Here is a 2,103-nt window from a genome sequence, read left to right on the forward strand (position 1 = left end):
CCGGTGATCCGAGCTCGAATCGCGTTCGAAGATCTGCTCCAGGCTGCTCGCGGTCAGCACCCGTTCCCCCCATTCCAGCAAGAGCCGGGCATCGGCGGACTCCACCTGCTTGCCCACCCATGACGGCAGGACGCCGAACTTGCGCTCCAGTTGGCGGAGCAGGAGCCTGGCCTCACCTTCCCGCAAGCCTTCCCGTTTCCATTGCTCGGCCCATTCGGTCACACGCTGCTCTAACATCGACGGTACCTCCACGAGGTCGATCTTGGGTGGGAACTCGAGCTCAGGATCCAGCTTCCTGAAACGATAGCCGACGTAGGTACCCCCTCTGTGCCAATGTACGTGAGACACTGGAGTCCCCCGAAATTAGGGAAGAGGGCGACGGAGGAGATCCATGAAGCCATTGGTACTGAGCGAGCCATCGAGGCCGGCGAGATCCGCATCAGATCCGGACCCTGAGGTACCGGCCAAAGCGCGGCGCCGGACGTTCACGGCGAAGTACAAGCTCGACACGCTCGAAGAAGTCGAGGCGTGTACGAAGCTCGGTGAGATCGGCGCCCTGCTGCGGCGTAAAGGTCTGTATTCGTCGCATTTGACGAAGTGGCGCCGACAGCGCGACGAAGGTGTTCTGGCAGGTCTGACGCCCAAGAAGCGGGGTCGCAAGCCGCGCAAGGTGAGCGCGGAGGCGCGTCGCGTCGCCGAGCTCGAGCGGGAGAATGCGCGCTTGCGTCAGCAGCTAGCGAAGGCCGAGATGATCATCGATGTGCAAAAAAAACTCTTTCAGCTTCTGGGGAGCCAGGAGGTAGAGAGCTCGTAATGGAGGCGACGACGACGCTGTCGGCGACGGTCGGTGTGAAGGCCGCGAGTTCGTCGCTGAACCTGCCCAGGGCGACGTACTACCGTCATCGAGACCCGGAGCCGCGGCCCGCGAAGCCGCGGCCCCGGCCGCCTCTGGCACTGAGGGCTGAGGAGCGCCAGGCGGTGGTGGAGGTGTTGCATTCGCCGCGATTCGTCGATCGCTCCCCGCACCAGATCTGGGCGGTGCTGCTCGACGACGAGCAGGTCTTCCTGTGCTCGGTGCGTACGATGTACCGCATCCTGGAGGCCGAAGGCGAGCTGCGCGAGCGCCGCAACCAGCTGCGCCGCCCAGCCTACGCCAAGCCGGAGCTGGTGGCGACGGCACCGAACCAGGTCTGGACGTGGGACATCACGAAGCTCAAGGGTCCGGTGAAGTGGACTTACTACTACCTCTACGTCATCCTCGATCTGTACAGCCGCTTGGTGGTCGGTTGGATGGTGGCGCCGCGCGAGTCGGCGAAGCTGGCTGAGCGCCTGGTCACGGATTCGTTACATAGGCAAGGCATCAGCCGTGATCAGGTGACGCTGCACGCCGACCGGGGGCCCAGCCAGACGGCGAAGTCTCTGGCGCTGCTGCTGGCCGATCTGGGTGTGAGGAAGAGCCACAATCGGCCCTACACCAGCAACGACAATCCGTTCTCCGAGGCCCAGTTCAAGACGATGAAGTACCACCCAAGCTTCCCGGATCGCTTCGGTTCGCTGGCGGATAGCCGCAGTTTCTGCGCGCCATTTATGACCTGGTACTGCACGGAGCACCGTCATTCGAGCCTGGCCTATTTGACGCCGGCCGATGTCCATTACGGTCGCGCCGAGCAGATTCTCCAGCAGCGCGCCGAGGTGCTGCGCGCGGCCTTCGAGGCCAACCCAGAGCGCTTCAAAGGCCGCATGCCGCGGCCGGGGAAGTTACCGGAAGCGGTGTGGATCAACCCGCCGAAGGCGACCCCATGAGCTTACCTTTAGTGAAATTCTGGATCCTGAGGTCGTTGGTCGGCACGCGGAGGGTCCCGGGTATATGCCGGTCGCAGCGGGCACCGTGGGTCGCGAGGCCGCCCAGCTCTGGGCTCTCTGAACCTGCAGTGGCCACCGGCGCCCCACGTACGCTGGGACCGACAAACACAGCGCCAGCACCGGCCGTCGCAGGCCACCGGCGCCCCACGATACGCGCCCACTGGGACCGACAACAGCGCCAGCACCGGCCGTCGCAGGCCACCGGCGCCCCACGATACGCGCCCACTGGGACCGACAACA

General features: G+C 64.7%; 2 protein-coding genes. One reads left to right on the forward strand and one right to left on the reverse strand.

The annotated features are described in order from the left end of the window. The coding region (locus GY769_21505) for a DUF4351 domain-containing protein (protein MCP4204495.1) at window positions 1-237 on the reverse strand (237 nt) is incomplete at its 3' end. Between the two features lie 154 nt (window positions 238-391). Here GY769_21505 and GY769_21510 point away from each other — a divergent pair. Then, window positions 392-1,803 (forward strand): IS3 family transposase gene (locus tag GY769_21510; protein MCP4204496.1). Its coding sequence is split into 2 segments (ribosomal slippage): window positions 392-773 and window positions 773-1,803, totalling 1,413 coding nucleotides; the frame shifts between segments, so codons are not numbered across the junction. Window positions 1,804-2,103 lie beyond the last annotated feature (300 nt).

The organism is bacterium, assembly GCA_024224155.1.
In the GTDB taxonomy this organism is placed as follows: Bacteria; Acidobacteriota; Thermoanaerobaculia; order Multivoradales; family JAHEKO01; genus CALZIK01.